This window comes from Endozoicomonas atrinae, from assembly GCF_001647025.1.
Taxonomy (GTDB): Bacteria; Pseudomonadota; Gammaproteobacteria; order Pseudomonadales; family Endozoicomonadaceae; genus Endozoicomonas; species Endozoicomonas atrinae.
Map to the genome: position 1 here is coordinate 1 of NZ_LUKQ02000057.1, position 22,879 is coordinate 22,879.

Here is a 22,879-nt window from a genome sequence, read left to right on the forward strand (position 1 = left end):
GAAAATCAACATCATTAAAACCTTCGGGTAGCTGTGGTCGACGAGACATCTGTTCTAGATAATGCATGGTAATGATGCCTAAGCATAGTTGGCGGCAGCTTAAGGATTTAGAAAATGCGATTGGTATAACGATTCGTTCTCCGTGGCGTGAAGGCAGAGTGGATACACGAACGTCGACAGCACGGCCACCAATACGAAGGGATATACGACCATCCTGGGGAACGCGCTTCTCCGCGATGTCCAGCCTGGCCATGACTTTTACCCGGGAAACCAGAACGGCAGCCAGTTTGCGCTGGGGACGGAGTATTTCCCGTAACACACCATCAACCCGGAAGCGAACCGTCAGGTTTCGCTCAAAGGTCTCAATATGGATATCGGATGCGCCTTCCTTGATCGCCTCACTGAGCATGGCATTGATCAGGCGAATAATCGGAGCACCATCATCCGCTTCCAGCAGGTCTTCATCTTCTGGCAGTTCTTCTGCCAGGGCCTGAAGGCCTTCATCATTGCCGATATCATTCATTAACTGTCGTGCAGCGGAAGAGTCCTGCTGATAATGATTTGCCAGTTTCTGCTCAAACTCTTCTTCGTTCAGGGCAATCAGAGTCAGTGAAGTGCCGGCAAAGCGCCTGGCCTCCTGAAGTGCTGCGATGGAAGGCAGTCCTTTGTACCAGACCTGAGCCTTGCCCTGATCACTGTATGAGAGCAGCACATTAAAGCGACGGGCGAACGAGAACGGTAAGTTGCGCACTCTTTTTACGCTGAGAAGCTCTTCCTGACTGGCAGGTTCTGGCTCGGAGATTACCGATTCCCTCATCCGTTTCTCAATAGTCAGAGCCAGCTCTTCACTCAACGCTTCTTCTTCCCGTTGCAACGTTCCGGGACTCAAGGCTACTTCCGTCATTACCTTCCTCCACCGGTGCGGCGAACTGGCGTTGCGGATGCCTGAGTGGATGTTTTTTCCTGCGCTTCAGTGTCTTTGGCTTCTGCTGACTCTTCATCCATCTGACGTCTGAGTTCATCAAGGAAGTCACGGGCAGTGGGCTGTTCCGGGAGAACCGGGGTATCGAAACCGGGCATCAATGAAATACCCTGAGCCTGCTTATCCAGCTGGTAAGCACGGATAAGATCGTACTTCTGGCCGCTGATGGCGTTCATGGTCAGATCATCCCGAATAATAGTGGGACGAAGGAAGACCATCAGATTCTTCTTCACCTTTTTACTGGAGGTCGAGCGGAACAGGTGACCAAGGATTGGTATATCACCCAGCAGCGGCACTTTTGAGACACTTTCCTGAACGTTTTCATCCAGCAGTCCGCCTATGACGACAGTGTCCCCGGTTTTAACCATGACCGATGTTTTGACCTTACGGGTGGCAAAGGTTACGTCAACGGGGGTACGGCCATTGACACTGGACACTTCCTGTTCAATCGTCAGTTTGACGGCATCACCGGCATTGATTTGTGGCGTGACCGTCAGCTTGACACCCACTTCCTTTCGCTCAATGGTCTGGTAAGGGTTGTCGTTACCGGAGCTGGGTGTTGAGCCAGTGAGAGTGGGTACTTCATCACCCACAATAAAAGAGGCTTCTTCGTTATCCAGAGTCAGCAGGCTTGGGGTCGCCAGAACATTGGACTGGCTGGATGTCGTAACGGCTTGAAGCAGTGCAGTCCAGTCACCGGAGGTGATGCTGAAGGCAGCGCCAGAGACTTTAGCCAGTGCTGCAGCAAGGGCGGTGTAATCACCGGGCTTATCAGGATTTATCGTTGTTCCATCATCATTGATAATGGTGGAACCTTTTTCATCTTCTGCCTCTTTCATCCCCATCAGAATTTCCCCGATAGGAACGCTTGAGCCATCTTGGAACTGCATCATGCTGGTGCCATTTTCATTGGCCAGCTGGAATGACAGATTAATGCCATCGCCATCAGCAACTTCAACAATGATGGCTTCCACCATGACCTGGGCACGACGGATATCCAGCCGTTCAATCACAGATTCCATGGCCTGCATCACATCAGGGCGTGCGGTGACCACAAGTGCATTCGTCTGCTCGTGGACCTCAATGCTGTAATCACCGGACGCACTTTTACTGCTGCTACCGGAGGCAATCAGCATTTTACCAACGCCGTCCAGTACCTTTTTCAGGTCTTCTGCTTTGGCATAGTGGAGGTAGAAGACACGGATATTGCCCGTGGACTTACGCTCGGCGTCCATCTGTAACAGCAGACTTTTCATGCGTTGCAGGGTCTGGGCATCAGCAGAGAGGATGATCTGGTTACTGGCCTCATTGCTGACAATGATGGGTGGCATACCGTTGGGCTTCTGACCTTGTCCGGCGTAGATTGCCATAAGGATCCGTTCCATCTCACTGGCAGAAGCGTGGAACAGCTGGACGATCTGGACATTGCGCATGCCTGCCTGGTCGATACGACGAACCACCTCGGCAACACGCTCAAGGTTATTGGCCCGGCCACTGAGAATCAGAATATTTGACGGGTCGTAATGTACGACACTGCCAGATCTGTCAACCAGTTGTCGGAGAATAGGGGACAGCTCACGTACAGGTACATGGTTGACTGGCAGGACCCAGGTGATCATCTCATCACCACCGTGGGCGACCTGATCTCCCAGCTTTTTACCGGCGACCACCGGTATGGAAGAGGTACGGGCATTTTTGTCTGGTATGATTTTTACCAGACCGTTTTCATCTTCAACTGCCGCAAACCCATGAACGGAAAGTACCGACAGAAACATCTTGTAGTACTGCTGTCGATTCAGTTGTTCATAAGCACGGATGGTCACCTCACCCCGAACGCCGGGATCGATGATGATGGTGCGATTCAGGTTGGCACTGACCGTACGAATAAACTCTTTGATATCCGCTTTTTCAAAACTGGCAGAGTACAGGGAGTGGGAGGACGCATAACTGCTGTTGTAGTTTGGTGCAGGAGCGTTGTTTGCCAGTACGGACGGTGATAGAGGCAACGCCAGCACAAATGGTAAAGCTTTTAATAGCGCCTGCGGCCAGCGCAGTGATAAAAAGCTCGTCCTGGATATCAGTGCACGGATTTCCCCTGCGCACACCGACGATGAAAACATAGCGGTACCTTTATATATCTTAATAATCAGGAAGACAGGTCAATCTCAAAACGTTGGCCATCTCTCTCAATGGTTAATGAAATCTGATTCATTGAAGACAGTTGTCCAATGACTTTCATTGCTTCATTAGTGTCTGTCAGGTCATAACCGTTGATAGCTACTGCCATATCGTTTGCTTTAAGGCCAAGCTGAGTAAAATAATCCGGATATTGGGCCGGATTAACCCGGTATCCCTGTAACTCCCCATCTCTGCGAACGGGTGAAATGGTCACAATCTCTGCCCATGAGTCAGGTTTATCCTGAAGCTTCCTGCGAATATCTGCAACGGTATTGCTTTTAGCCGGGTGTATTGTGGTCGTTTTCTGAGTTGTTCTCTGAACCGGTCGTTTATTTGCTTCATCCGGATACATCAGCAGTGATTCGTAACGTTCACCATTACGAATGATGACCCGGTCAGCATAAATTGTGTCCACTGTTGCCCGTGTACCTTTCAGCGTGTCGCCAGGACGATAGGTGGCATCGGAAGAGCCAGAGCGAATAATGACCAGAGACTCATCCGGGTTGTTGCTGGCAACAAGGCCGGTGATGCGAACTGCCAGACGTGAAACGGGGACATCTTCAGGTGCGGGAGCCTGCACCTGTTGCGGTGCTGGTGGTTTACCAAAGAGTTGAAGGCTCTCCAGAGAGGAAAGCGGGTTGGTGTTACCTGTGCTTCTGGCAGCTGGGATCTGTGCCCTGATACTTTGAACCGTCGACTGCTCGAGTGTGTTATCTGGCAGAAGCTGCCATGTGATAATGGCCAGCTGCCTGGCTAGCAGAACAATCAGAATAATCTGACAGAGCGTCCTGAGGTGATGAAGCTTTAAAAATCTGGAGGATGTCAGCTGGCGGGCAATGACGTTTCCATGACTGCTTATTGTATTGTTCAGTGACGTCACAGCTTGCTCTCATCTACATCAACTCAGCCTGAGTTGTCTCTTTATTTGGGCTGATTTACGGATTGTTTAATCGTTTCGGTCTTTTCATTCAGAATATAACAAAGAAGGGTGTCAGCGTCTTCTACTGATAACTATCTAATAAAGCTGTTTATTTTTCAGCCTCGAACTATAGATGTCATCAGATTGCCTTTCCTTGATATCCATCAATGCGAAAATATTCAATATACAAAGTGTTTACTGAATCCCTATGTTTATATCTGGTTGGATAGAGACTGGTCAATGGCCTGTAGATAAATGGGGATACGGCTTATGAAGTTGTTTCAGATAAAAGAGAGGTTTTCTGAAAAAGGAAACACAAGCTTTCAAGCCAGTACGTGTCTTATGAGTGGTTAGTAACCGTTGAGATGCGGCGTAAGGAGTATCCGGTGGACAAGGCTGCCTTTACTCTATAAGGAACAAATCCGGTGGCAATATTGGATACTTATCAGCAAGGTAGGGTAGCTATTTAATGGTGGGCCCAGCAGGACTCGAACCTGCGACCAATGGATTATGAGTCCACTGCTCTAACCAACTGAGCTATAGGCCCTGAAGCGGGTTGGATTATACGCATAGATCTACTCCGCCGCCAACCCTGTTATCGCCTTTTGACGGTTTTTCCTTATAGTCTCCCCTTATGGCTGCCGATTCTATATAAGATCAGGAATCGGCTGGTAATATTCTGGATGCTATCTCACTTTCTTCCATCCAAATGGGGACATTTGTTCTTTGCTGTTGTTTTGGCTGGAGACCTGGTGGTAGGAAGAGCCTTGGTGGAGAGTGCCCGTGAACTCTATGGCATCGCTGCAGCTGAACGGCTGACCCATTGGCAGAATCTGATAACCTACAGCAAGAAGCTGCCAGAGCCCCAGAAGCTGGTTGAAGTGAATGACTTCTTTAACCGCATGCGATTCAGGAATGATATTGATCACTGGGGTGAAGAGGATTTCTGGGCGACTCCTGTGGAATTTCTGGCCAGTGGCGCTGGCGATTGTGAGGACTTCTCAATTGCTAAGTATTTTACACTTCGTGAGCTAGGGGTTTCTGATGAGAAGCTGAGGATCACTTATGTAAAGGCGGTTGAGCTTGATCAGGCCCATATGGTGCTCAGTTACTTCGCCAGCCCGGGGGAGGAGCCGCTGATTCTGGACAATCTGGTCAGTGAGATTCGTCCCGCCAGTAACCGCAAAGATCTGGTTCCCGTATATAACTTTAACGGTGACGGACTGTGGTTATCCCGTCAGCGTGGTGAAGGGGTTCGAATTGGTGAGTCCAGTAAAATAAAGACCTGGACTGAGCTGCGCAAACGGTTGCGGAAATCGAACCGTCAGGGAAGACTGAATGAGGGGAATAGCTGATGACCAGCTTTACCCCTGAGCAACAAACAGGGATGCCTCCATGACACTACTGCGTGAACTGGCTCTATATCTTACGCTGCTTTTGATCCTGTTGTTTGCCGGAAGCTTTGTTCTGACGGTTAATGATGCTCGCCACTATCTTCAGGAACAGTTGAACTCCCACTCCCAGGATACAGCGACATCCCTTGGTATTGCTATTGCTTCAGCAGGTGCTGGCAATGTTGCCGCGATGGATTCGATGATCGATGCGGTTTTTGACCGTGGGTACTACCGGCAGATTCGTTTTACCGATATGTCTGGAAACGTGCTGGTGAACAGTGAGCATCCGGTAGCTTTAGAGGGAGTACCTGACTGGTTTGTGAAACTGGTTGACCTCGAAGCTCCGGAAGTCACCAGTGAGATTAACAGTGGCTGGGTGCCAGTGGGGCAGCTTCTGGTGGCTAGTCATCCGGGTTATGCCTACCGCAGTCTATGGTCCAAGGTGAGTGGAGATGCGTTTCTATTCAGTATTGGTTTTATATTTGCGATGGTCGGTTTGAATATTCTTCTGGGGGTGGTTCTTCGGCCTTTAAAACGTATGGAGCATCAGGCGAACCGTATCTGTGACCGTCATTTTGAGATACAACCCGAGTTGCCTAAAACCAGAGACCTCCGCAGGGTTGTTCAGGCCATGAACCGGATGGCAGAGAAGCTGGAAAATGCGTTCTCTGAAAAAGTGGCGCTCACAGAGGAGCTGCGCCGAAAGTCGGTCAAGGATCCATTGACAGGTTTACTCAATCGAAAGGCCTTTAAGAGTCGGATGAATACCGTGTTAAGTGAAGACGTCGGAGACGCGGGCGGTAGTTTGGTCATCATTCAGGTGAGAGGGCTTGAGGTATTGAACCGTTGTCATGGGCAAAAGTTTGTTGATGATCTACTGTTGACGATCAGCTATTGGATAGGAAAAACCCTGTTGCCCTGGCCCGAAGCCTTTTCTGGGCGTCGGAATGGATCAAGTTTTACGGTATTTGTTCCTGCCTGCAATGTCGGTGAAATCCGTAAGGTTACTGAGCTGTTATTCAAGGTTCTGGTAGCAATGGAGTTTTTCTCTTCACCTGAAGGTAGTAATAACCTGCATATTGCTGCAGTTACCCACCAGGGACGCTGTACACCGGAGCTTCTTCTGGATCATGGTGAGAAGCAACTGCTTGAACAGGAGGTCCAGGTTAAAAATTGTTGGGATGTTACAGATATCAGCGGTGAGTCTGGTTACCCATTCATGCGATGGAGTGACACCCAGTGGGTCGAAGCGTTGGAAGAAGTGATGTCAGAAGGCCTTATCGAGCTTTATGGTCAGCCCATTGTGGGAGTGGATGGTGAAGTAGCTTTTACAGAGGTACTGGCACGGATAAAGCTGGATGGTGAAGTAGTTTCTGCCGATTCTTTTATGCCAGTTGTTGAGCGCCATGATCTATATGGAGAGTTTGATCGTGCTGTATTTTTTGCTCTGGCTGATTTTATGGATGACCGGGATGACTATCGAACCTACTGTTTGAATATTTCACCTTATTCCCTGATGGATGATGACTTTTATCACTGGTTGCTGGATGCCCTCAAACTGCGTCAGGATCTGGCCAGGCGCCTGATTCTGGAAACTGCTGAGCGCTCACTTATACTGGTGGGGGAGCGGGTTGCAGAACGGGTGGATAAGCTGGCGGCAACGGGGTGTCAGTTTTCTATTGATCACTTTGGCGTGTCTAGTCAGGCACTGACATTCCTGCAGATGATTAATGCCCATTACCTGAAAGTTGACGGCAGCTTTGCCAGAGAACTGACTTCCAGCTACGAGAATCAACTGTATATAAGAACACTTTCCATGCTGGCTGAATCCCGGGACATTGGTGTACTGGCCCAGGGTGTTGAAAGTGAACAAGAGTGGGAAACGTTAAAACAGTTGGGTGTTGCTGGTGGTCAGGGGTATTACCTGGGACGCCCCGAGCAACTTTAAGGAGTTGCCCTGTAATAACGCCCATAATGCTCTGGCCGCTTCCCGCTTCCCGAAAAGGCCGCCGCCGTTTGTGCTCTTGCGGGCAACGCGTGTCGGGAAGCGGTCTTTTGTTGTAGATAGTGCTTTTCAAGATACATTCTCTTTTTGATTCACACGTAGAAACTCGCACAACCACCATTATTAGAGGATAATGGCTACTCGGTAAGCGCATCCATATTGGAACGCCATATTCAGGATAAAAAGTCTGAGCGGTGACGAACGAGGAGATTATGGCGCTGGAAAAGATTAAAGCGGCTTTTCAGTCGGGTATGCAGAATATTTCGGGCCTTATTTATGGTAAAGCCCTGCTCGTTGGTGTTGGCATTCTGATTTTATTTCTGTCTCTTGTTGGCTGGTACTGGAGTCAGGAGCCGGATCTGTTTTCGGTAAAGGCCAATGCAGAAAAGCTGGCTACTGATAATGCTCAGAGTGTTGTCACTGGTTATACCACAACAGCAACGCTCTATACCCTGGCGGATACGCTTCTGACTAAGCCGGGTGGTTTCCTGCGTAATGACATCATGCCCCCGGGCGTTCTGATGGATAATATGCCGAATTGGGAGGTTGGTGTGCTGATTCAGGTACGTGACATGGCCCGGGCACTTCGCAAGGACTTCAGCTGCTCCCAGTCTCAGTCAAGAGAAGATCCAGACCTGACGGTTGCCGAGCCTCAGTTTAATTTTGATGCCAGAAGCTGGATTCTTCCGTCCAGTGAGCGGGAATATCAAAGGGGCATTAATAAGCTGAAAAGCTATATGACCCGCTTATCAGACCCTAATGACTCTGCTCAATTTTATGCCCGGGCAGATAACCTGACTCGCTGGCTGGGAGATGTGGAGACGCGCCTGGGTAGCCTTTCCCAGCGTCTGAGTGCCAGTGTTGGTAAACCGCGTTTGAATACCGACCTTTCGGGGGATACCGGGGCTACTCAATCAACTGATAGTGCTGTTTTGGTCGATGTAAAAACACCATGGTCGCAGATTGATGATGTTTTCTACGAGGCCCGAGGAACTTCCTGGGCTCTGATACATCTTCTAAGGGCTGTAGAAGTCGACTTCGCCGAGGTTCTGGAAAAGAAAAATGCCACGGTCAGTGTCCGACAGATTATCCGCGAGCTGGAGGCTACTCAGGACACGGTTTGGAGCCCGGTGATACTGAATGGTTCCGGCTTTGGGTTCCTGGCAAACCACTCTCTGGTAATGGCTAATTATGTTTCCCGTGCCAATGCGGCGATTATTGATCTACGGCGTTTACTTGAACAAGGATAGTCATGCTTTTCTATGGGGGTGACATTAAAGCCCCCTGCTTTTTACTCAAGTCTGAATCCATCGCTTTGTGGTATTAAACACGTTCACAGTCATATCAGTAACAAGTTTATAGGGTTTGGTCGCTTTATAAGTGGCGGTGCAAACTTGTTCATACCTATCTTGGGAGATTCGTTTTCCCGGAATAGCCACCGTTTCAAAAACAAAAAGAGCTGCACCTGCAATCGCTGGAAATACTGACCCCTTAAACTTGTCTGGCAATTTCTCATAAGGCAGCGTCAGCCACTTAAATACCTTTTGTGTATAGCTGACGGTGTATTCTTTAATTGATTTTTCTGCCGGGGTGGATGTAGCGCGTGCTTTTATGTTTGAAGCTATACCCCTCATAGCCCCTGCAATAGCCCCAATACCGGTAATGGTCATGACTGTGACGTAATAACCGGCAAAAATACCTACATTCAGTAACGTGGTACAGATTCTTAGTGGGATACACAGAGCCTTAGGAACTTGTGAGAGCAAGCGTTTGCCGTAACGCTTGATTTTAGACATGAATGTTTCTGGTTCAGGGATAACCTCGCACTTTCTAACGGATAGCGTATCACTTCTCTCTGAAGGCTCGTTATCTTCAGAACAAGTTTCAGTTGTCGTACTCCAGCAGTCTTCAGATATATCATCATTGTGATACACATTCTCTGGAGGAAGAGTGTGAGAAAAGGGAGTGCTGTTTGCTATGGCAATGGGTGGGTTCATCAGGGAATACCGTGTGTTGAATGCGATAATGTTTAAACTGCTCTGTATGTTCTATTTAATTTGATACGATTTTTTAACTAATTGATTTTAATGGCAATTGTTAGCTGTCGGTTTGTTGTTCTGTTAGGATTTACTTTCTTAGATTTAATATTGGTAATATGGTTCAAAATTTATGTCTGTCATTACCCCAAGACTTGGGCAGCAACTGGGTTTTATAAGGGAGCTGGATAAACTTAAGGCGGTTTATCGACGAACCATGGTAAAGCCTGATAATAACCGACAGGAGAACAGTGCCGAGCACAGCTGGCATATTGCTGTACAGGCTATGACGCTTAAAGAGTATGCAGAAGAGCCGGTTGATATTTGCCGTGTTATTAAAATGCTGCTGCTTCATGATATTGTGGAAATTGATGCAGGGGATACCTTTGCGTTTGCCGAAAACACAGAGCTGGCTGGTCAGGGAGAGAAGGAAATGCAGGCTGCAGAGCGCCTGTTCGGGCTACTGCCACAGGAACAGGCTGATGAGTTCAGAGCGCTCTGGCTTGAATTTGAGCAGATAGATAGCCCGGATGCCCGCTTCGCCAAAGCCATGGACTGCCTTTTACCCGTGATTCAGAATATGGATAGTGAGGGAGGAACCTGGGCAAAGTATCAGGTTACCCGTAGCCAGGTGTTGAGACGGAATCAGTATCTGGAGAACCTGGCACCCAAACTGTGGGGTTATGTCCTTGAACAGGTCGACATCTCTGTTCGTAATGGCTGGCTTCAGGATATTTGATCTTACCTGTTGAATCTCTTAAAAAGCGAGGCGGTAGATAGCCTTATCGACAGCCTCGTATTTCACAATTATTCATCACCAAAATAGAGCTGGTAATACTTTCCAATATCGCCATTACATATTTGGGTTATATTTGCGAAAGATCGTTTGTATGCAGCACTGGTAACATCACCACCAAATTTTGCGTCAGCAATAGTCTGCATAATACACACAGAGGCTTTAACTTCTGCAACCTCTCGCATATCAAAAGAACTGTTCTTTTCTGACCTTCTAGATGCATACACGGCCGCTTCTTCAAACTTTGCAGCCATTGTTAAAACTGTACCGTTAGTTTTCATAACCTTACCCCTCCCTGGTTATTGTGAGCCAAGGTACCCTGACAGAGGCAGGCGATAAATTAGACTATAGAACTATAGTTAAAAGAGTTATAAAAAAGCCAATCTAGCTGACAGTTTTTATATTTATAATAACATTTTATTATCTACGGTGATGCCAGAGAGAAATGGCTTATTGAAACCACTCTTAGGGTCTGTTGACGTTAATGATAAATCGATTATTACAGTCTACCTATCGGGGAACCCTAATGCCTCCAGGTACTCCATGAGGGCTCAACACAATCTGCCAGAGTTGAAGGTCTCTGGCCCGGAACCCTCCTGCACAGGACAAAAGATAGTACCGAAACATTCGATAAAACGAATCGCTGTAATTCTCTTTAAGCTCTGGCCACCCAGCTTTAAAACGTTTTTCCCATTCCACCAATGTCAGGTCGTAATCAGCACCAAAATTATGCCAGTCTTCAGTGACAAACAGGCCCTCGGTGCTCTTTGCAATTTGAAGCATGGAAGGCAGGCAGCCGTTAGGAAAAATATATTTTTCGATCCATGGGTTGACGCTTAAATCACTCTGCAGAGAACCGATGGTGTGTAAAAGGAAAAGACCATTGTCTGATATAACCTTTCTCACTGTCTGGAAAAAGGTATCGTAGTTACGTGGTCCGACATGTTCAAACATGCCAACGGAGACAACTCGGTCGAATGTGTCATTTAGATCCCGGTAATCCTGAAGCCGGATTTCAACATCAAGCCCTTTACATCGATCACGAGCCAGATGCTGCTGCTCTTTTGAAATGGTAATACCAACCACGGATGCACCATATCGGCTGGCAGCAAACTCTGCCAGACCTCCCCAGCCACAGCCGATATCCAGTAGTTTCATGCCTGGTTCGAGATCCAGTTTTCGACAGATTAAATCCAGTTTGGCTTCCTGAGCCTCTTCAAGTGTATTTACCTCTTTCCAGTATGCACAGGAGTATTGCATCCTCGAGTCGAGCATTATCTCAAAGAGGTCATTTCCCAGATCATAATGCTCCTCCCCAACGATCCAGGCTCGCTGTCTTGATTGCAGATTAGCAAGGCGCGCCCAGACCAGGCTGAGAAAAACAGAGAGTTGTTGTGGAATTTTTTCACTGAGGTGTGCTTCCACTAAGCGGGTGAATAGCTGGTCAAGTCTTTCACATTCCCACCATCCTTCCATATAACTCTCGCCCAACCCCACGATGCCATCCTGAAGAACCCGCTGATAAAAACCGGGGTTGTGCACCTGAATATCCCAGGGGTGGGAGCCATTGAATCCAATACCGGCACTTTCCGCCAGTTGTTGAATAGCAGAAGACCAGCGACTATTCGCCTTCGATGGAGTAGTGAGGAGGTTCATAACTGTGCCTCTATGTATCCAGAGCAAGTATCCAGAAACAGCCGGAGGAAAAGTTATCCGGTCGATGACAGTAAGAAGGTATGGGTAAAGATGAATTATTTTAGTACATGAAACTTTATTACCACCAAAATTACACCATAATTAGTACATATGACTCAATTGCGGGTTGGTAAAATGGTATTTACAAGCTGACGTAGTGATACAAAAGTGACATACTCCCGCGCTTTCCTGCTCTACCAAATTAATATGCAATCATCTTTCACCAGCAACTATCTTCCCAAAAACCCGTTCAAGACAGGCCTTGGACACTTTGTCCTGAGGTTGCTTGGAGGATGGAAAATTGAAGGGAATCTGCCGGAAAATCTCAATAAATACGTGATCATCGTCGCTCATCACACATCAAACTGGGATTTTGTCATCGGAGTTGCAGTTAAGCTGATAACCCGTATACGTGTTCGATTTTTTGCCAAGCATTCTCTGTTTGTCTGGCCGTTGGGTATTTTAATGCGCCGGCTGGGCGGTATTCCGATTGAGCGCGATAAGTCCATCAATCGGGTTGATCAGGCCATTACAGAGATCAAGAGCAGTGAGCACTTTGTGCTGGTGATCGCTCCTGAGGGCACACGCTCAAAGGTGCAAAAGTGGAAAACCGGCTTTTATCATATAGCTAATGGTGCAAACGTTCCGGTTGTGCCCATTGCATTCGACTTCCAGAAGAGAAAAGTTATCATGGGCTCCCCCATGTCCCTGACCGGAAATATTCCCTCTGACTTTGAACGAATGCATGAGTTCTTTCTTTCTCATCCGGGCAAGCATCCTGAACTTGGGTGTGATGGGCCATTTGAAACACCGAATATATACAGCAAGTAAATGTTATCCGTGGATTATGTCCAAAAGGCTGTATCCTCCTGGAGTTACTTTTCTTTCAATGGTGAGTCCGATAGAGTGAAACAATAATAAAAAGACAGTAAAGGACTCCCATGCCTCTGATTCAGTTTGTTACTCATGATGGCAACCAGTATGAAGCCGAAATCGACTCAGGTAGCACTTTGATGCAGGGTGCCGTCGATAACATGATCGATGGAATTCTTGCCGAGTGCGGTGGAGCCTGCTCCTGTGGTACCTGCCACTGTTATATTGATGAAGCCTGGACTGAGATTGTTGGACCTGCTGAAGGCATGGAGCATGAAATGCTGGATGTTGTCCGTGAACCTAAAGAAACCAGCAGGCTGAGTTGCCAGATTGTCGTAACTGATGAGATGGAAGGTCTGGTTGTTCATTTGCCTGAATCTCAATATTAAATTCCTGTACCCATAGGCTTCTCCTATGGGCCATACTCAAGATATTTCTGGCCGCTGCATACAGTACAGCCTGCGACTTAATGTAGTTAGGAAGTACAATTGGTATTACAATCCCCCTCAAAACCAGACCTTTTATAAGGTTATTGATAATTATTCGTAACCGGCTTAAGCAGCGGGTAACGTTTAACTGCGAATCCTCATTAGCCCTAACAATTCAAATACTGAAAAATGTCAGGAGTCCCCATGCTCAGCCAAACCATGATCGACAAGCTGAATGAACAGATTAATCTGGAGTTCTACTCCTCAAATCTGTATCTGCAAATGGCATCCTGGTGCGAAAGCCAGGGGCTGGACGGTTGTAATAACTTTCTCCGCCGCCATGCCCGGGAAGAAATGGAGCACATGCAGAAGCTCTTTGACTACGTCAACGAAACTGGAGCTATGGCCATTCTTGGCGGTATTGATGCTCCTCCTCATGAGTTCGCATCTGTCCGTGATGTATTTCTCGCGACTTATGAACATGAGTGTACTGTTACTCAGAAGATCAATGCACTGGCCCATACCGCATTTACCGAGCAGGACTATTCTACGTTCAATTTCCTGCAGTGGTACGTTTCGGAGCAGCACGAAGAAGAGAAGCTGTTCAAATCGATTCTCGATAAAATTGATATGATCGGTATGGAAAACAAAGGGCTGTATTACATTGACCAGGAGGTGGCCAAGCTGATGAGTGATATGCCGGAGCCTGCTGTTTAATAATAGTTCGCGGTAATATAACGAGTGTTCAGGGGGCTTTCTTGACATGGTCACATGTCTAGGTGAGAACGCTCCCTGGCTGTATCTGTCGCTGATCATATGGAATCTTTCTGGTTATCTGAACAGATACTTTGCAAACAGTTGCCGAGAGTGCCTGCACAGGGGGCAGAAAAATGTGGTTAAATAGGTAAGTTACTCAAGCACCTTCCTCTATAATGAGGAACCAGGCCTTATCTGACGATTGGAATTGTCTGGTTTTCGATTTAACCGTCCATATCAATCAGAAGCACTCACGTGACCTTTGCATATCAACACTTCAAACAGTCAAGCCCCATTTTTTCCAAGTCAGTCACCGCAAGCGTCTTAAGGTTTATTCCTTTTCTGCTTACACTGCTATTAAGTGGTTGTGGACTGTTTACAACAAAGCCAGAACAGCAGCCTGTAAAATTCAGTGACCTGGAGGGCTGGAGCGAGGAACAGGCCATTGCAATAAGACCGGCTCTGGTTAACAGTTGCAAGCACCTGAACCGTTCGGTGCTGACAGACAAAAGCCCCTGGGGTAACTACCAGCAATGGCAGCTGTTGTGTAAAGAACTGATTCAAACACCCGACCGTCAGCTGAAAGCCTTTTTTGAGCAGAACTTTACTCCTGTTCGTATCTCTCCCCAGGAAAAAGGCTTATTTACCGCTTATTACTCCCCAGTTATCCCTGGCAGTCTTGACCCTTCTGAGGATTACTCAATCCCTCTGTTGAAACTTCCTCATGATCTGGTCAAAGTTCGCCTTTCTGATTTTGGACTCAGTGGGCAGGGATTGGTTGGCCGGGTTGAGAAAGGCTTTCTGAAACCCTATGGCAGCCGGGCAGAAATCAATCAACAGACAGCAAAGAACAGCGATGTTCTCATATGGTTGAGCAGTCCTGTTGATAAGTTTTTCCTGCAGATTCAAGGGTCAGGGAATGTCGAACTGCCTGATGGAAAAATCATTCATGTTGGATACGCTGGTAATAATGGCCATAACTATGTAGCCATTGGGAAGATACTGAAACAGAAAGGAGAACTTGAAGAAGTATCCATGCAAACTATCCAGTCGTGGTTGGCAAAAAATCCGGATAAAAGAGAATGGCTACTCAACCAGAACCCCCGTTACATCTTCTTCAGTTTCTCTGATGAAGGTGCCATCACCGCTCAGGGAGTGCCTGCTACCATGAGAAGAACACTGGCCGTCGATCCATCCTATATTCCCCTTGGCTTGCCGGTATGGCTCGATACCCGTCTCACTGCTACCGGTGAGAAGTTCCAGCAGATGATGGTTGCCCAGGATACTGGCAGTGCCATAAAGGGACCTGCCCGCGGTGATATCTATATGGGTATTGGAAAAGATGCAGCCCATATTGCAGGGCCACAGCAGGAACCGGGCAAACTCTATGTTCTTGTGCCTCGTCAATGAGTTCATTAAAAACATGGAATGAGCAGTTACTTATAGAGTGCAGGGCATAAATAAAGTGCTTCAATCAGGGCATATCTAATACTCTGGCGACCAGTTTATTGATACCTGTCGCCGCCTCGCTGATATTTTTTGCCAGCATATAAGCTGGTGTAGTAACCAGTTTATGGGTCTCATCAACCACAATATCATCAACCGCACAGGATTGATGTGTGACTCCGGTCTGCTCCATTGCTTCAGCAGTAGCAGCGTCGTTACCAATGGTTGCGATAACGCCTGTTCCAAAAATACGTCCGGCCATTGTTGGAGCAATACAAATCAAGCCTATGGGCTTGCCCGCTTCCGAGAATGCCTTAACGGCAACCATCATATCAACCTGCACACGCAGTTCAGCACCCTCGAAAGCAAAATCCGACAGGTTTTTTGCTGCCCCAAAGCCCCCCGGAACAATCAGGGCATCAAAGTCAGCGACCTTCAGCGCTGCCAGGGGCTCGATATCCCCTCGTGCTATTCGGGCGGCCTCCACCAGAACATTTCGCTGCTCAGTGCTTTCTTCTCCGGTCAAATGGTTAATGACGTGGTATTGATTAATATCAGGTGCAAAACACTGATAGGTTGCTCCCTGCTGTTCAATACTCAGCAACGTGAGTACTGATTCATGAATTTCAGCACCATCATATACACCACACCCAGAGAGGATTACTGCGACTTTCTTCTGATGACTTGAACTCATTAGCGTATTCTCCTATCTATACATTCATTTATAAATCGCACAGAAGGTTTGCTGAAAAGGGGAAATTCCTTATCAGAGGCTCAGTGTAAACCGAGAGTGTTCTATAAAGTAGCTCCAGACTCAGCTCACCAATAAATCATTTTGGAGTCAATCTTGCGATTAGCAGATCGTTTTCAAGCCCCGGTTCTTTGTGCTCTCTCTATCATTATTGGTGTTGCCATAGGATGGTGGTTAAGAGACAGCCAGAATACCCCTGACCTTTTACTGGAGCTTAATAGTAGACCAGAGAGTTCAAGCGGAAATACCATTGCCGTCGACAAGATTGAGCGAATGGTTGATGACAGTGAGACTGACTCGAGGCAAGTAAGATTCAGGTTTGTTCAGTCTATTGATTCAGGACAGTTTGATGAAGCCTTCACCATTTTTCGACATCATGACCGTTATCATTCAGATATTGCAGCAGAACTGTATATTGAATTAATCAAACGCATTCACTGGTACCATGAAAACAATGACCTGAAACCAGCTATTAATCTCCTGGAGCTTTTTACGGAGTACTATTCCCGGGACAGTGGATTATTGAGAGAACTGGCCACCACTTATACTGCGTCGAACCAGTTCACCAAAGCGCTGGATGCCTATACAAATGCAAGGTCTTACAGCTGTAACAGAGAAGAGATACGCTCACTGGATCAACAGATCCATCAAGTTGCCCATCGTTTATATGAGCAGGACAAGGGGCAATCAAGTCTTGGACGTCTTATTCCTACCTTTCTTAAACTGAGCTACCTGGAACCAGATTACAGTTTTTATCGATTCGCCCTGGCCGAAGGCTACCTTACAGTCAATGATATCCAGAGCGCGATACGGGAACTAAAAGAATTACAAATACAGGGTAATGAACGGGCAAGCGAGCTTTTAGCCCAACTTGTACCCGCTCGGCATGCTGATGACGAAAACAGTGGGAAAACAGTTATTCCATTATCCGGTACGGGTGGACAGTATGTTGTCGATACGGTGGCAGGAAGCAGGCATAACGCCCGTATGCTGATTGATACAGGTTCAAGTGTCACTACCTTGCCAAGCAGTATTCTGCTGGAGCTGCAAAAACAGAAGCAAGCCAGCAGGGTAGGGGATATCGACCTGACAACTGCCAACGGTACCTATCGATCATCGCTGTATCGTCTCGAACAATTCCAGATCGGAGACTTTCTTGTCAGCAACCTGGAAGCGGCTGAATTTGACCCTGTTGATCAGAGTATTGATGGGTTACTTGGTATGAATGTGCTGAATCACTTCAACTTTTTTATTGATCAGAACCGACAACAGTTGTCACTGATGCCAAGACAAATGGAGTGAAAACAGAGCCAGTGCTATGATAAGCGCTGATCCTCATGGTCCTAGCCTTTAGGTCAAGAGTCACAGACAATCACGGTAATCCACTTTATCTATGCAACCTTTTACACAATCCCTGCAAAACCTATGATGCCAGGCACCGGAATGTACAGTTATATAACAGCAATTGCTGTCCTGGTGCTTGGAGGCACACTTATTTTCTGGCTCATGCGTAACAGAAATCAGTCAAATCGCCACAAGCCCATTGTTGATCCTCAGAAAACCATTATCCCCCGGGATAAACATCCGGTTTCCCGCCGTCACATCAACGATAATGCGCTGAAGGTTATTAACCGTCTGAACAGCCAGGGCTATGAAGCTTATCTGGTGGGTGGGTGTATCCGGGATCTCTATCTTAACCTTCATCCTAAAGACTTCGATGTTGCGACCAATGCCAGCCCGGAAGAAGTCCGCAGGCTGTTTCGTAACTCCAGATTGATTGGCCGACGCTTCAAGCTGGTTCATGTTCTCTTCGGTCGTGAAATGATTGAAGTCGCAACCTTCCGTGCAAACCATGAGCAGCATCACGGTCAGGAAAAGTCCCGTCACTCTGAGTCCGGAAGAATTCTCAGGGATAATGTTTATGGCACGATGGAAGATGATGCCATACGCAGGGATTTCACGGTTAACGCCCTTTACTACGATGGGCGCGACTTCAGTGTTGTTGATTTCTGCAATGGTGTTGATGACATTCGCACGGGGACCCTGCGACTGATTGGAGACCCGGTTACCCGTTACCATGAAGACCCGGTTCGAATGCTCAGGGCAATACGGTTTGCTGCCAAACTCAACTTCAATATGGCTCCGGAAACAGAGCAACCCATTCGAGAGCTAGGACACCTGTTGCGTGATATTCCAGCCGCACGATTGTTTGATGAGGTTCTGAAGCTGCTTCAGTCTGGTCAGGGAGTTCGTACTTTTGAACTACTCCGGGAGTACCAGTTGTTCGGCCCACTTTTTCCAGCAACAGAGCACTGTTTGAAAGAGCAGGACAGACATGCTGGTAACCTGATTGTTGAATCATTGAAAAGTACCGACAAGCGAGTCAGACAGAACCGTCCGGTTACACCGGCATTTCTTTTCGCCGCTCTTTTATGGGCTCCCATGAGGCGAATGGCCAGAGAGCTTATGGATCAGGGAATGCCTCCTGTTCCGGCATTCCAGCAGGCATCCATGACTGTCATTGCAAACCAGTGCAGTCATACGGCCATTCCCCGCCGTTTCTCGATGATGGTGCGTGATATCTGGGATCTGCAAATTCGACTTGAACGCAGACAACCAAAACTGATCGAGTCATTATTGGAGCACCCTAAATTCCGTGCGGCTTATGACTTCCTGGTGCTCCGGGAACAATCCGGAGAAAACCTGTCTGCTGCAGGACAATGGTGGACTGAAATTCAGGAGTTAGACGAGCATGGTCGTTATGCCATGATCAAGTCGCTTTCCAGCCATGGAGGCCAGAAAAAACAGGGACATAAACGCCGGCGGCGCAGACGGAAACCACGTTCTGATGACACTTCATCTAACAACAACCAGTCTGGAGAATCCTGATGGCAGAAACCGCTTATGTGGCATTGGGCAGCAATCTTGAGCAGCCAGAGCTCCAGCTGCAAAGAGCCGTCGATAATATTGACAGTGCCCCGCATATAGCCGTTTCTGCCTGTTCCAGGCTCTACCGAAGTGATCCTGTTGGCCCTCCGGGCCAGCCAGATTACTGCAATGCGGTTGTTGCGGTTAATACAACATTAGAACCCATTCAATTACTGGATGCCCTGCAGTCTATAGAAAACGCTCATGGCCGTGTTCGCTCTGTACGCTGGGGACCCAGGACTCTGGATCTGGACATCATTCTCTTTGGTGATCAGACCGTTGAATCAGAACGACTGACCATCCCTCACTACCAGATGCATGTTCGCAACTTTGTGCTTTGTCCTTTGCTGGATGTTGCGCCTGAACTTGAACTTCCAGATGGAACTGCATTGCAAGTTATGGTGGATAAACTGGGCTATCAGGGGCTGAATGTCATTGCAGAAAGTTACCCATGGATTTGAAACGCCCAGGTTCTGAAAACGTGGCAGCTTGAGCATTGCGCCAAGCCCTTAACTGACAAGCATTCACACTTCTCGTATAATCCGCGGCAGCAACTAATCAAGGTCTTTACCCATGGCTAAAGTCACCCTAAGTATCCTGTCCGAGATGAAAAAAACGGGTGAGAAATTCACCAGTCTGACTGCCTACGACTCCACTCAGGCTCACCTGGCCAGCAGTCAGGGTGTTGAAGTGATACTGGTTGGTGACTCCCTTGGCAATGTCTGTCAGGGACAAACCAGTACGGTTCCCGTTACTGTAGACGACATGTGTTATCACACCCGCTGTGTCAGTATGAAAGCGGGTGACTCCCTGTTAATGGCGGACCTGCCTTTTGCTTCCTACACCAATGAACAGCAGGCACTGACCAACGCAACTCGCCTTATGCAGGCTGGTGCTGAAGTCGTCAAGCTGGAAGGTGAAGCCTGGCTGGCCCCCATCGTTACCCGCCTGCGTGAGCAGGGTATCCCTTCCTGCGTCCATCTTGGTCTGACACCACAGTCAGTACATGTTCTGGGCGGTTACAAAGTCCAGGGAAGGGATGAAGCCCGCGCAAATGCCATGATTGAAGCAGCCATCCAGCTGGAAAAGGCTGGTGCCGCCATATTGGTACTTGAATGCGTACCATCTGTACTTGCCAGAGAAATTACCCGTGCAGTTCAGATTCCGGTTATTGGTATTGGTGCTGGTGCTGACACGGATGGCCAGGTACTGGTGATATACGACATGCTCAATATGACAGCCGGACGCAAGCCCAAGTTTGTGAAAAACTTCATGGCTGAAGGTGGTTCTGCGCAGGATGCTGTTGCAGCCTATGTTAAAGAAGTAAAGAGCGGCACATTCCCAGGCTCAGAACACGGATTCGAATAAACGGATAGTATCCATCATGCAAACTGTACACTCTATTGCTGAAGTTCAGGATATCGTTGGTGCCCGAAAGTCTGAAGGGTTACGTATTGGCTTTGTACCGACCATGGGGAATCTTCACGGTGGGCACCTGACACTGGTGGAGAAAGCGAAAGAAAGCTGCGACTTCGTTGTGGTGAGTATTTATGTCAATCCTCTGCAATTTGGTCCCAACGAAGACTACGATTCCTATCCGCGTACCATGGAGCAGGACCAGCAACTTCTGATGGATCACGGAGTTGACTTGCTCTACGCAGCCAGCACCAATGAAATCTATCCTGAAGGCAGTGAAAACCACACGCATGTGAGTGTCGATGTGCTTGATGGTATGCACTGTGGTAACACCCGGCCAGGTTTTTTCCGTGGTATTGCAACGGTCGTCACCAAACTGTTCAACATTGTTCGTCCGGATATCTCAGTATTTGGTGAGAAAGATTTCCAGCAGCTGACCATCATTCGCAAAATGGTGAAAGACATGGTGATGCCGGTTGAAATTCTCGGCGCACCTATTGCCCGAGAACCGACTGGACTGGCGATGAGTTCACGCAATGGGTATCTGACACCGGAAGAGCGTGGTGAAATAGCACCTACTCTGTATCTCTGCCTGACTGAAGCCAGAGAGGCTATTCAGGCTGGTGAGACCGACTTTGACCTGCTGCGTAGAAATGCGTTTGCCAAAATGGCTCAGGCTGGGTTTAAGCCAGACTACTTTAATATCTGTAACCCGGAAACATTGCTTCCAGCGACGCATAATGAACAGGCACTGGTCATTCTTGCTGCTGGCTACCTCGGCAAAGCACGGTTGATTGATAACATCTACTTCAACCGGTAAGCATTTTTACCCGGCTGCGGGGGAATAAACGCCCCCGTTATTCACTCTCATTAATACCTAAGATGCTATAAACCTCTTTTGCAGTAAGGCTTTGCTGTTCCAATTTCCCCCGGCGTTCACTCAGTTCCTTGCAGCATTCATCCAGTAACTGGCGATGTGTTTTTCCTTTCCCAATATCTTTGTCCAAGTCCAGATGCCTACTGGCTGCCATTGCCTCCAAAGTATCTCGCTCACCTTTCAAAACAGCCTTGGTGAGTGGGGTAAGTTCATCATTATCGAGATCAAGAAGATCATTAATGCCCTCTGACCCAGCATCAACAAGCATAACGACTGAGTGCCAGGCATCTTCTTTAACAGCCAGCATAAGAGGTAGAGAGCCACTCTCCGATCTGACATTAACATTGATTTCTCTGTCTATAAGCCCTTCGACAACTTCAAATTCGTTGTTTTCTGCAGCCAAGTGCATCACCGTTTGTCCCCTCTCATCATGTGATGAGAGACTCTCTATATTCATTTCACTGATGAGAGTAGACATAAGTTCAGTTAGCTCATCTTTTTCCGTATTAGATGACCGCGATAGAATGGCAAAACTCAGTACATTCTGACCATGATTATCCAGTGCGTTGATGCTGGCTCCATATGAAATTAAAGAAAGAGCATATTGATGATGCTCACGTATAGTGGCAATCATAAGAGGGGTTTTTCCATCCGAGTCTTTTGTCTCCATGTCTATATCCATCTTCATATGATCAACAACGCTTAGGAATTGGTTCAAAAGTTCCATATCTCCGCGCTCAGCAAGCAAATGCAATGGTGCCTGACCTGTGTAACAGGTGAGATTTACATCTGCCCCATTGGTGATAGCGAGTGCGGCAAGTTTGTACTGGCCACCCCGGATAGCCATATGAATAGGAGGGTGGTGAAAAAGCCACGGTTCCCCTTTATTAATACATTCCCGTTCTTGACAGGCTTCTGCTAGGTGCCTTAAAAAATCCGGCTCTCTGGAAGGAATAATTGCTCCATCATCTCGAGTATCAAATTTGATTAAACTATCAATCCATTCGGGCTGCTTTGCAGGTTCGGAGGGCTTGCCAGACACTTCATGTAAAAGAGAAAGATCAGGTTTAATGACACGACAGGATTTATATCCTCTGTTCAAATCAGCTGTTGCAAAAATTCCCGCATCCTCAAAACCTGAAGGTAGTCTGCTTTCAACATGGCTGTCACTAATGATCTGGACTCTTCCATTTCCCGAAGGGCGCTGTACCTCTACTTTATTCGATACAATTGTGAGCCCCGTGCTAGATATAGGGTTGGCTGGTTCCATAAAAAATCTACCTTCTATTTTAAATAACGGAAAAAACACATTAAAAACAACAAAGAGAAACAAATACCAACAAGGTAAAAAAGAAAGATAGTCATAAAAAATAAACACAAAGATTGAATCGTGCTAACT

General features: G+C 47.5%; 21 protein-coding genes and 1 tRNA gene. 13 read left to right on the top strand and 9 right to left on the bottom strand.

Features of this window, described 5'->3' with window-relative positions:
- From AK963_RS10280 to AK963_RS10295, 4 genes are all read right to left on the bottom strand, one after another.
- On the bottom strand, nt 1-904 hold a 904-nt coding region (locus AK963_RS10280; protein WP_175404486.1), incomplete at its 3' end, for a GspE/PulE family protein.
- Complete coding sequence (gene gspD / locus AK963_RS10285; protein ID WP_066015362.1) at nt 904-3,102, bottom strand: type II secretion system secretin GspD; 2,199 nt, start codon at nt 3,100-3,102, stop codon at nt 904-906. The genes AK963_RS10280 and gspD, both read right to left, overlap by 1 nt.
- A gap of 26 nt (nt 3,103-3,128) precedes the next feature.
- A complete protein-coding gene (gene gspC / locus AK963_RS10290) occupies nt 3,129-4,040 on the bottom strand; it encodes a type II secretion system protein GspC (protein WP_066015363.1) in 912 nt (303 codons plus the stop codon).
- A gap of 509 nt (nt 4,041-4,549) precedes the next feature.
- A tRNA-Ile gene (locus AK963_RS10295) sits at nt 4,550-4,626 on the bottom strand.
- Nucleotides 4,627-4,831: 205 nt separating this feature from the next.
- On the opposite strand from AK963_RS10295, the gene AK963_RS10300 reads away from it, so the two are divergent.
- The 3 genes from AK963_RS10300 (at nt 4,832) to AK963_RS10310 (ending at nt 8,728) form a co-directional block, all read left to right on the top strand.
- Nucleotides 4,832-5,434 carry a transglutaminase-like cysteine peptidase gene (locus AK963_RS10300; protein ID WP_238593687.1) on the top strand — a complete coding sequence of 201 codons (603 nt, stop codon included), beginning with the start codon at nt 4,832-4,834 and terminating at the stop codon, nt 5,432-5,434.
- A 40-nt stretch (nt 5,435-5,474) separates the two neighbouring features.
- Nucleotides 5,475-7,421 (top strand): bifunctional diguanylate cyclase/phosphodiesterase, encoded by a 1,947-nt coding sequence (locus AK963_RS10305; protein ID WP_066015365.1) that lies wholly within the window; start codon nt 5,475-5,477, stop codon nt 7,419-7,421.
- A gap of 269 nt (nt 7,422-7,690) precedes the next feature.
- Nucleotides 7,691-8,728, top strand: a complete 1,038-nt coding sequence (locus AK963_RS10310; protein WP_066015366.1) for a DUF2333 family protein — start codon at nt 7,691-7,693, stop codon at nt 8,726-8,728.
- Nucleotides 8,729-8,773: 45 nt separating this feature from the next.
- Here AK963_RS10310 and AK963_RS10315 read toward each other — a convergent pair whose 3' ends face one another.
- Nucleotides 8,774-9,475: a hypothetical protein gene (locus AK963_RS10315; protein WP_139117346.1), complete on the bottom strand. Its 702-nt coding sequence runs from the start codon at nt 9,473-9,475 to the stop codon at nt 8,774-8,776.
- A 172-nt stretch (nt 9,476-9,647) separates the two neighbouring features.
- Between AK963_RS10315 and AK963_RS10320 the strand changes: the two genes are divergently transcribed.
- Nucleotides 9,648-10,253: an HD domain-containing protein gene (locus AK963_RS10320; RefSeq protein WP_066015368.1), complete on the top strand. Its 606-nt coding sequence runs from the start codon at nt 9,648-9,650 to the stop codon at nt 10,251-10,253.
- Nucleotides 10,254-10,321: 68 nt separating this feature from the next.
- Here AK963_RS10320 and AK963_RS10325 read toward each other — a convergent pair whose 3' ends face one another.
- Nucleotides 10,322-10,591 carry a hypothetical protein gene (locus AK963_RS10325; RefSeq protein WP_066015369.1) on the bottom strand — a complete coding sequence of 90 codons (270 nt, stop codon included), beginning with the start codon at nt 10,589-10,591 and terminating at the stop codon, nt 10,322-10,324.
- Nucleotides 10,592-10,820: 229 nt separating this feature from the next.
- On the bottom strand, nt 10,821-11,966 hold the full coding sequence (gene cfa / locus AK963_RS10330) for a cyclopropane fatty acyl phospholipid synthase (RefSeq protein WP_066015370.1): 1,146 nt from the start codon (nt 11,964-11,966) through the stop codon (nt 10,821-10,823).
- 207 nt (nt 11,967-12,173) lie between these two features.
- On the opposite strand from cfa, the gene AK963_RS10335 reads away from it, so the two are divergent.
- The 4 genes from AK963_RS10335 to mltA all read left to right on the top strand — a co-directional run bounded on the left by AK963_RS10335 (nt 12,174) and on the right by mltA (nt 15,472).
- On the top strand, nt 12,174-12,836 hold the full coding sequence (locus AK963_RS10335; RefSeq protein WP_238593688.1) for a lysophospholipid acyltransferase family protein: 663 nt from the start codon (nt 12,174-12,176) through the stop codon (nt 12,834-12,836).
- A 110-nt stretch (nt 12,837-12,946) separates the two neighbouring features.
- Nucleotides 12,947-13,267, top strand: coding sequence for a 2Fe-2S iron-sulfur cluster-binding protein (locus AK963_RS10340; RefSeq protein ID WP_066015372.1), 321 nt, complete (start codon nt 12,947-12,949; stop codon nt 13,265-13,267).
- A 243-nt stretch (nt 13,268-13,510) separates the two neighbouring features.
- Nucleotides 13,511-14,023: a non-heme ferritin gene (gene ftnA, locus AK963_RS10345; protein ID WP_066015373.1), complete on the top strand. Its 513-nt coding sequence runs from the start codon at nt 13,511-13,513 to the stop codon at nt 14,021-14,023.
- A gap of 294 nt (nt 14,024-14,317) precedes the next feature.
- On the top strand, nt 14,318-15,472 hold the full coding sequence (gene mltA / locus AK963_RS10350) for a murein transglycosylase A (RefSeq protein WP_066015374.1): 1,155 nt from the start codon (nt 14,318-14,320) through the stop codon (nt 15,470-15,472).
- A 64-nt stretch (nt 15,473-15,536) separates the two neighbouring features.
- On the opposite strand, the gene elbB is transcribed toward mltA, so the two are convergent.
- Nucleotides 15,537-16,202 carry an isoprenoid biosynthesis glyoxalase ElbB gene (elbB, locus tag AK963_RS10355; protein WP_066015375.1) on the bottom strand — a complete coding sequence of 222 codons (666 nt, stop codon included), beginning with the start codon at nt 16,200-16,202 and terminating at the stop codon, nt 15,537-15,539.
- A gap of 153 nt (nt 16,203-16,355) precedes the next feature.
- Between elbB and AK963_RS10360 the strand changes: the two genes are divergently transcribed.
- The 5 genes from AK963_RS10360 to panC all read left to right on the top strand — a co-directional run bounded on the left by AK963_RS10360 (nt 16,356) and on the right by panC (nt 21,423).
- A complete protein-coding gene (locus AK963_RS10360) occupies nt 16,356-17,561 on the top strand; it encodes a retropepsin-like aspartic protease (RefSeq protein WP_066015376.1) in 1,206 nt (401 codons plus the stop codon).
- Between the two features lie 141 nt (nt 17,562-17,702).
- On the top strand, nt 17,703-19,148 hold the full coding sequence (gene pcnB, locus AK963_RS10365; protein ID WP_083232571.1) for a polynucleotide adenylyltransferase PcnB: 1,446 nt from the start codon (nt 17,703-17,705) through the stop codon (nt 19,146-19,148).
- On the top strand, nt 19,148-19,648 hold the full coding sequence (gene folK / locus AK963_RS10370) for a 2-amino-4-hydroxy-6-hydroxymethyldihydropteridine diphosphokinase (protein ID WP_066015377.1): 501 nt from the start codon (nt 19,148-19,150) through the stop codon (nt 19,646-19,648). The genes pcnB and folK overlap by 1 nt, the downstream gene beginning before the upstream one ends.
- Nucleotides 19,649-19,760: 112 nt before the next feature.
- Entirely contained in the window at nt 19,761-20,555 is a 795-nt protein-coding gene (gene panB, locus AK963_RS10375; protein ID WP_066015378.1) for a 3-methyl-2-oxobutanoate hydroxymethyltransferase, read from the top strand.
- Nucleotides 20,556-20,571: 16 nt separating this feature from the next.
- Nucleotides 20,572-21,423 carry a pantoate--beta-alanine ligase gene (gene panC, locus AK963_RS10380; RefSeq protein ID WP_066015379.1) on the top strand — a complete coding sequence of 284 codons (852 nt, stop codon included), beginning with the start codon at nt 20,572-20,574 and terminating at the stop codon, nt 21,421-21,423.
- 37 nt (nt 21,424-21,460) lie between these two features.
- Here the strand turns inward: panC and AK963_RS10385 are convergent, their stop codons facing one another.
- On the bottom strand, nt 21,461-22,858 hold the full coding sequence (locus tag AK963_RS10385) for an ankyrin repeat domain-containing protein (RefSeq protein ID WP_139117347.1): 1,398 nt from the start codon (nt 22,856-22,858) through the stop codon (nt 21,461-21,463).
- Between the last annotated feature and the right edge of the window lie 21 nt (nt 22,859-22,879).

Coding starts and splice junctions, on each gene's coding strand:
- gspD (WP_066015362.1), bottom strand. CDS start 3,102: ATGTTTTCATCGTCGGTGTGCGCAGGGGAAATCCGTGCACTGATATCC.
- AK963_RS10305 (WP_066015365.1), top strand. CDS start 5,475: ATGACACTACTGCGTGAACTGGCTCTATATCTTACGCTGCTTTTGATC.
- AK963_RS10310 (WP_066015366.1), top strand. CDS start 7,691: ATGGCGCTGGAAAAGATTAAAGCGGCTTTTCAGTCGGGTATGCAGAAT.
- AK963_RS10315 (WP_139117346.1), bottom strand. CDS start 9,475: ATGAACCCACCCATTGCCATAGCAAACAGCACTCCCTTTTCTCACACT.
- AK963_RS10320 (WP_066015368.1), top strand. CDS start 9,648: ATGTCTGTCATTACCCCAAGACTTGGGCAGCAACTGGGTTTTATAAGG.
- AK963_RS10325 (WP_066015369.1), bottom strand. CDS start 10,591: ATGAAAACTAACGGTACAGTTTTAACAATGGCTGCAAAGTTTGAAGAA.
- cfa (WP_066015370.1), bottom strand. CDS start 11,966: ATGAACCTCCTCACTACTCCATCGAAGGCGAATAGTCGCTGGTCTTCT.
- AK963_RS10340 (WP_066015372.1), top strand. CDS start 12,947: ATGCCTCTGATTCAGTTTGTTACTCATGATGGCAACCAGTATGAAGCC.
- ftnA (WP_066015373.1), top strand. CDS start 13,511: ATGCTCAGCCAAACCATGATCGACAAGCTGAATGAACAGATTAATCTG.
- elbB (WP_066015375.1), bottom strand. CDS start 16,202: ATGAGTTCAAGTCATCAGAAGAAAGTCGCAGTAATCCTCTCTGGGTGT.
- pcnB (WP_083232571.1), top strand. CDS start 17,703: ATGTACAGTTATATAACAGCAATTGCTGTCCTGGTGCTTGGAGGCACA.
- folK (WP_066015377.1), top strand. CDS start 19,148: ATGGCAGAAACCGCTTATGTGGCATTGGGCAGCAATCTTGAGCAGCCA.
- panB (WP_066015378.1), top strand. CDS start 19,761: ATGGCTAAAGTCACCCTAAGTATCCTGTCCGAGATGAAAAAAACGGGT.
- panC (WP_066015379.1), top strand. CDS start 20,572: ATGCAAACTGTACACTCTATTGCTGAAGTTCAGGATATCGTTGGTGCC.